Consider the following 8,269-nt stretch of genomic DNA (forward strand, 5'->3'; position numbering starts at 1 on the left):
CACGGCCACCACTTCCCCCACGCACTCGCCCACACCCACACCCACGGACTCACCCCCGAACCCACACACAGCAACACCCACCTCACCCTCCCCACCTACCCCTTCCAACACCGGACCTACTGGCTGGACGAGGTCCCGGCGAAGGCCGCCGGCGATCCGGCGGGCCTGGGGCTGTCGGGATCCGCGCACCCGCTGCTGGGCGCGGTGACGAGCGTGGCGGAGAGCGACGCGCTGCTGCTCACCGGCCGCCTGTCGCTGGACACCCACCCGTGGCTGGCCGATCACCTGGTCGCGGACACCGCCCTGCTCCCGGCCACCGCCCTGGTCGAGCTGGCGGTGCACGCCGGTGACCTCGTCGGGCTGAGCCGCGTCGAGGAGCTGACGTTGGAGTCCCCGCTGGTGCTCGGCGGGAGCGCGGCCGTCCAGTTGCAGATCGCCGTCGGCGCGCCGGACGAGGACGGCCGGCGCCCGCTCACCATCCACTCCCGGCCCGCGGCGGGCGAGTCCTCCTGGACCCGCAACGCCACCGGCGCGCTGGGCTCGCACACCGGGGCGCCCGCCGACGAGGCCCCGACGGCCGCCGACTGGCCGCCCACCGGCGCGACCGCCGTCCCCGTGGCCGAGCTGTACGAGCGGCTGGAGAGCGCCGGGGTGCAGTACGGCCCGGCCTTCCGCGCCGTCACCGCGGTGTGGCAGGACGGGGACGCGCTGCTCGCCGAGCTGGTCCTGCCCGAGGCCGAGGACCGCACCGGCTTCGGCCTTCACCCGGCGCTGTTCGACGCCGCCCTGCACCCGCTGGCGCTGGCCGCCGACGGGGCGGAGGTGCGGATGCCGTTCGCGTGGACGGGCGTCACCCTGCACGCGTCCGGCGCCGCCGCCCTCCGGGTCCGGCTGACCCCGACCGGCAACGGCATCCGGCTGTTCGCGGCCGACCCCGCCGGGGCGCCCGTCGTGTCGGTCGAGAACCTCGTCGCGCGGGCGATGTCCGCCGCCCGCCTGGCCGAACTGAGCGACCTGCTCGCCGGTGGCGCCACCACGACCACCCCGCGCACGCCGTCCCGGCCCGTGGCCGCCGAGCCCGAGCGCGCCGTCGGCTCCGAGTTCGCCGCCCGCCTGACGGGCCTGGGCGGCGGCACGGCCGAGCAGACCGCCTTCCTGCTCGACCTCATCCGCGCCCACGTGGCCACCGTCCTGGGCCACGCCACACCCGAGAGCATCGACGCCGAGCGGGCCTTCAAGGAGCTCGGCATCGACTCCATCATGGGCGTCGAGATCCGCAACCGCCTGTCCAAGGCGGTGGGCGCGCCGCTCCCCGCCACCCTCGTCTTCGACCACCCGACCCCGGCCGGGCTCGCCGAGGCGCTCCGCCAGGAGGTGCTCGGTCTTCAGACCGGCGCGCCCGCCGCCGTCCGGACGGCGCCCCGGGGCGCGGCGGACGAGCCGCTCGCCATCGTCGCGATGGCCTGCCGCTACCCGGGCGGCGTGCGCTCGCCCGAGGATCTGTGGCGGCTGGTCGCCGACGGTGTCGACGCCATCGGCGACTTCCCCGACAACCGCGGCTGGGACGCCGCGTCGCTGTACGACCCGGACCCGTCGAAGGCCGGCCGGACGTACTCGGTGCAGGGCGGCTTCCTGTACGACGCGGAGCAGTTCGACGCCGACTTCTTCGGCATCTCGCCGCGCGAGGCGACCGCCACGGACCCGCAGCAGCGCCTGCTGCTCGAAACCGCCTGGGAGACCTTCGAGCGGGCCGGCATCGACCCGGCCACGCTGCGCGGCGACTCGGTCGGCGTCTTCACCGGCATCGGCCACAACGACTACCGCGGCCAGCTCGACAGCGCCCCGGAGGCCTTCGAGGGCCACCTGCTGACCGGCAACATGTCGAGCGTCGCCTCGGGCCGGATCGCCTACACCTTCGGCTTCGAGGGACCGGCCGTCTCCGTCGAGACGGCGTGCTCCTCCTCGCTGGTCGCCCTGCACCTCGCCGCGCAGTCGCTGCGGCAGGGCGACTGCACGATGGCGCTGGTCGGCGGCGCGGCCGTGATGGCGACCCCGGGCGGCTTCATCGAGTTCAGCCGGCAGCGGGGCCTCGCCCCCGACGGCCGGTGCAAGGCGTTCTCCGCCGACGCCGACGGCACCGGCTGGAGCGAGGGCGTCGGCCTGCTCCTCGTCGAGCGGCTGTCGGACGCCCGCCGCAACGGCCACCAGGTGCTCGCGGTCGTGCGCGGCTCGGCGATCAACCAGGACGGCGCGAGCAACGGACTCACCGCCCCCAACGGCCCCGCGCAACAGCGCGTCATCCGGCAGGCCCTCGCCAACGCGCGGCTGACGGCGGCCGAGGTCGACGTCGTCGAGGCGCACGGCACCGGCACCCGGCTGGGCGACCCGATCGAGGCGCAGGCGCTGCTCGCCACGTACGGGCAGGAACGTCCGGCCGAACGGCCGCTCTGGCTGGGGTCGTTGAAGTCCAACATCGGACACGCCCAGGCTGCGGCCGGTGTCGCCGGCATCATCAAGATGGTCATGGCGATGCAGCACCGCGAGCTGCCCCGCACCCTGCACGCGGACCGTCCGACCCCGGTCGTGGACTGGTCGACGGGAGCCGTCGAGCTGCTCACCGAGGCGCGCCCCTGGACGGAGGCGGACCACCCGCGCCGGGCGGCCGTCTCGTCCTTCGGCGTCAGCGGGACCAACGCGCACGTGATCCTGGAGGAGGCGCCCGCAGCCGTCGAGCCCGCCGAGGTCGAGCGGCGTCCCGAAGAGCCCGTCGTCTGGCCGCTGTCGGCGAAGTCCGATGCCGCGCTGCGCGACCAGGCCCGGCTGCTCCTGGAGTGGATCACCGAGCACCCGGACGTGCCCGAGACGGACGTCGCCCACGCACTGACCGTCGGCCGCTCGCTCTTCGAGCAGCGGGCCGTGGTTCTCCCCGGAGACCGCATGGCGGCGCTGCGCGCCCTCGCGGAGGACGGCGGGCACTCCGATGTCGTCCTCGGCAACGGCGGTCGCCGGGGCAAGCTGGCCTTCCTGTTCACCGGGCAAGGCTCGCAGCGGGTCGGGGTGGGCGAGGAACTGTACGCCGCGTTCCCGGTGTTCGCCGCCGCATACGACGAGGCGCTGAGCCACTTCGGGCCTGAGCTTCGCGACATCGTCGCCAATAACCCGGACGGCCTGCTGGACACGACCCTGCACACGCAGCCGGCGCTCTTCGCCCTGGAGACCGCGCTGTTCCGACTCATGGAGCACCACGGCCTGAAGCCCGACTACCTCGCCGGACATTCCATCGGCGAGATCGCCGCCGCCCACTGCGCCGGCGTCCTCTCACTCGCCGACGCGGCAAAGCTCGTCGCCGCACGCGCCCGGCTCATGCACAGCACCGGCGAAGGCGCGATGGCCACCCTCCAGGGAGTTGAGGAGGACGTCCTCCCGTACCTGGGCGAGGCGTTGACGATCGCCGCCATCAACTCTGGTGATGCCGTGGTGATCGCGGGAGACGTGGACGCCGTCCACGCCCTCGCAGCGGCATGGAAGGAACAGGGCCGCAAGGCCAAGGTCCTCAACACCCGCCACGCCTTCCACTCCCACCACATGGACCCCATCCTGGCCGAGTTCGAGACGATCGCGGCCACCCTCACCTACCACCAGCCCACCATCCCCATCATCTCCACCCTCACCGGCCACCCCGCCGACCAACTCACCGAACCCACCTACTGGGTCCGCCAGTTGCGCGAAGCCGTCCGCTTCCACCACGCCCTCACCACCCTCCACCAGGCCAACGTCACCACCTACCTCGAACTGGGCCCTGACGCCACCCTCACCACCCTCGCCCGCACCACCCACCCCGAGGCCATCGCCGCCGCCACCCTCGTCCCCGACCGCAACGAGGAGCACACCACCCTCACCGCCCTCGCCACCGCCCACACCCACGGCCACACCACCCAGTGGCCCACCCACGGCACCCACACCAACCTCCCCACCTACCCCTTCCAACACCACGCCTACTGGCTCCAGCCCACCGGCACGGCCAAGGTTGCCGACCTGGGCCTCGACCGGGCCGAGCACCCGCTGCTCGGGGTCGCCATCGCGGTGGCCGAGGACGACGGTCTGCTGCTCACCGGGCGGATCTCGCTGCGCACCCACCCCTGGCTGGCCGACCACGAGGTGCTCGGGACGGCGCTGCTGCCCGGCGCGGCGTTCGTGGAGCTGGCGCTCCACGCCGCCGGGCAGGTCGGGTGCGACACCGTCGACGAGCTGACCATCGAGACGCCGCTCGCGCTTCCCGAACAGGGTTCGGTCCAGCTTCAGTTGAGCGTCGGCGCCCCGGACGGGGCCGGGCGCCGCGCGCTGCGGGTGCACTCCCGGCCGGCGGGCGAGGACGCCGAGTGGACGCGGCACGCCTCCGGCACCGTGGCCCCGGGCGCACCGGACTCGGCAGCCGCGGCGGCCGACGCACCGCTCGGCGCGACCTGGCCGCCGGAGGCGGCCGTGTCCGTCAACACCGACGGTCTCTACGAGCGGCTCGCCGATGCGGGCTTCCGGTACGGGGAGGCGTTCCAGGGGCTGCGCGCCGGCTGGCGGGCCGGTGACGACGTCTACGCGGACGTCGCCCTGCCGGAGGAGCAGTTCGAGGCGGCGGAGCTGTTCGGCCTGCACCCGGCGCTGCTGGACGCGGCGATGCACTCGCTCGGCCTCGGCGTGCTGGAGAACGAGGACGACCAGGTCCGGCTGCCGTTCGCGTGGACGGGGGTCACCCTGCACGCCCGGGGTGCGGTCGCCGCCCGGGTCCGGCTGACGCCGGTGGACGCCACGACCGTGCGGCTGACGCTGGTCGACGGCGAGGGCTCGCCCGTGCTGACCGCCGAGGGGCTGACGCTGCGCGCGATGGCGCGGACCGCCGCCCCGGCGGCGGCGCGGCCGCTGTACGGCGTGGACTGGCTTCCCGCTCCTACCGCACCGACCACGGCGGGCACGGCGGGCGCGGTCGACGTGGCGTCGATCGCCGGCCCGGCGGATCTGGCGGCCCTGGAGCCGGCCCCCGTCGTGCGGATCGACCTGTCGTCGACCGCGCCGGACGGGAACGACGGCCGCGGCGAGGACCAGGTGGCCGCGGCTCACGCGGTGGCCGGGCGGGCGCTCGCGGTCGTGCAGGCCTGGCTGGCAGACGACCGGTTCGCCCGGTCACGGCTCGCCCTGGTCACGCACCGGGCGGTGCCCACCGACGACGTCCGGGACCTCGCGTCCTCGACCGTCTGGGGTCTGGTGCGCACCGCCGCGACCGAGAACCCGGACCGGTTCGTGCTGATCGACCTGGACGAGGACCCGGCCTCGGCGGCCGCCGTCCCCGCCGCGCTCACCACCGGGGAGCCGCAACTGGCCATCCGCGCCGGAGCGTTGCTCGCCCCAAGGCTCGTCCGCCTGCCCTCGCCGGCCCCGGAAGCCGACCCGGACGCCGACCCGATCGTCCTCGGCCCGGACGGCACGGTCCTGATCACCGGCGGCACGGGCACCCTCGGCGCCGCGCTCGCCCGGCACCTGGTGACCGCGCACGGCGTGCGCCACCTGGTGCTCACCGGCCGACGCGGCCCCGACGCCCCGGGCGCCGCCGAGCTGCGCGCCGAACTCACCGAGCTCGGCGCCGAGGTGGCGGTCGCCGCCTGCGACGCGGCCGACCGCACCGCGCTGGCCGCCCTGCTGGACTCCCTGGACCGCCCGCTCGGCGCGGTCGTGCACGTCGCGGGTGTGCTGGACGACGGCGTGATCGCCGCGCTCAGCCCGGAGCGACTGGCCGCCGTACTGCGTCCGAAGGTGGACGCGGCCTGGAACCTGCACGAACTCCTCGGCCCCGACACGGCGTTGGTGCTCTTCTCCTCGATCGCCGCCACCCTCGGCAGCCCCGGCCAGGGCAACTACACCGCCGCCAACGCGTTCCTGGACGCGCTGGCCCACCACCGGCGCGCGCTCGGCCGCCGCACCGTCTCGCTGCCCTGGGGCTTCTGGGACACCGGCGACGGCATGACCGCGCAGCTCACCGAACGCGACCGCGCCCGGCTCGGCCGGGGCGGTGTCACCCCGATGAGCGTCGAGCAGGGCCTTGCCCTCTTCGACGACGCGCTCGGCGTCGACCGCGCCCTCGTCGTCCCGGCACGGCTCGACCTCGCCGCGCTGCGCAGGGCCGAGGAGGTTCCGGTGGTCCTGCGCGGCCTGGTCCGCGCGGGTCTGCGCCGTGCCGCGTCCGGGCCGGCCGCCGGGGGCGACTCGCTCGCCCGGCGCGTCGCCGCGCTGCCGGCGGCCGAGCGCGACGCCGTCCTGCTGGAGACCGTGTGCGCGGCGGTGGCGACCGTGCTCGGCCACGACGGCGCCGGTTCGGTGCCGGTGGACCGGCAGTTCACCGATCTGGGCTTCGACTCGCTGACCGCCGTGGACTTCCGCAACCGCCTGGCCGGCCTCAGCGGACTGCGCCTCCCGGCAACGCTGGTGTTCGACTACCCGACTCCGGTCGCCCTGGCCGGCTACCTGCGTGACGAGCTGCTCGGCGCGTCCGCCCCGACCGCTTCCGGCGCGGCCGTCACCCGGTCGGCGGCGGCGGCCGACGAGCCGATCGTGATCGTCGGCATGGCCTGCCGCTACCCGGGCGGGGTGCGCTCGCCCGAGGACCTGTGGCGGCTGGTCGCCGACGGGACGGACGCCGTCTCGCCCTTCCCGCTCGACCGCGGCTGGTCGGAGGACCTCTTCCACCCCGACCCCGAGCACCTCGGCACCTCCTACACCGCCGAGGGCGGCTTCCTGCACGACGCCGACCGGTTCGACGCCGACTTCTTCGGCATCTCCCCACGCGAGGCGCTCGCGACCGACCCTCAGCAGCGCCTGCTGCTGGAGACCGCGTGGGAGGTGTTCGAGCGGGCCGGCCTCGACCCGGCGGCGCTGCGCGGCAGCCAGACCGGTGTCTTCACCGGCATCATGTACAACGACTACGGGTCCCGGCTGGTCGACCACGCGCCGCGCGGCTTCGAAGGGTTCATCGGGACGGGCAGCGCGCCGAGCATCGCCTCGGGCCGCGTCTCCTACACCTTCGGGTTCGAGGGTCCGGCCGTGACGGTGGACACCGCGTGCTCCTCCTCCCTGGTCGCCCTGCACCTCGCCGCGCAGGCCCTGCGCAACGGCGAGTGCGACCTCGCCCTCGCCGGCGGCGCGACCGTGATGGCGACGCCGACCACCTTCATCGAGTTCAGCCGCCAGCGGGGCCTCGCCCCCGACGGCCGCTGCAAGGCCTTCTCCGCCGACGCCGACGGCACCGGCTGGAGCGAGGGCGTCGGCCTGCTCCTCGTCGAGCGGCTCTCGGACGCCCGCCGCAACGGCCACCAGGTGCTCGCGGTCGTCCGCGGCTCCGCGATCAACCAGGACGGCGCGAGCAACGGCCTCACCGCCCCCAACGGGCCGTCCCAGCAGCGCGTCATCCGCGCCGCCCTCGCCAACGCCGGGATCAGCAGCTCCGAGGTCGACGTCGTGGAAGGCCACGGCACCGGCACCACGCTCGGCGACCCGATCGAGGCCCAGGCGCTCCTCGCCACCTACGGCCGCGAGCGCTCCGCCGAACAGCCGCTCTGGCTGGGCTCGTTGAAGTCCAACCTGGGCCACACCCAGGCGGCGGCGGGTGTCGCCGGCATCATCAAGATGGTCATGGCGATGCGCAACGGCGTCCTGCCGAAGACGCTGCACGTCAACGAGCCGTCCCCGCACGTCGATTGGGAGGCGGGCGCGGTCGAGCTGCTCACCGAGGCCCGCCCCTGGACGGAGGCGGACCACCCGCGGCGGGCGGCCGTCTCGTCCTTCGGCGTCAGCGGGACCAACGCGCACGTGATCCTGGAGGAGGCGCCGACGGTCGTCGAGCCCGCCAAGGCCGAGCGGCGTCCCGAACAGCCCGTCGTCTGGCCGCTGTCGGCGAAGTCCGATGCGGCGCTGCGCGACCAGGCGCGGCTCCTCCTGGAGTGGATCACCGAGCACCCGGACGTGCCCGAGACGGACGTCGCCCACGCGCTGACCACCGGCCGCTCGCTGTTCGAGCACCGTGCCGTCGTCCTTCCGGGCGCGCGGACGGAGGCCCTGGAGGCGCTCGCCGAGGGCAGCAGCCACACCGGCCTCGTCACCACGAGCGCGTCCGAGGGTGGGAAGCTGGCCTTCCTGTTCACCGGGCAGGGGTCGCAGCGGGTCGGGATGGGCGAGGAACTGTACGGCGCGTTCCCGGTGTTCGCCGCCGCGTACGACGAGGCGCTGA

General features: G+C 74.9%; 1 protein-coding gene. It reads left to right on the plus strand.

Annotated elements, in window-relative coordinates; translation table 11 throughout:
- Positions 1-8,269, plus strand: an 8,269-nt coding sequence (locus ACFP3U_RS36480) for an SDR family NAD(P)-dependent oxidoreductase (RefSeq protein WP_380230078.1), incomplete at both ends; no start/stop codon positions are given.

Source organism: Kitasatospora misakiensis (genome assembly GCF_042656005.1).
GTDB lineage: Bacteria > Actinomycetota > Actinomycetes > Streptomycetales > Streptomycetaceae > Kitasatospora > Kitasatospora misakiensis.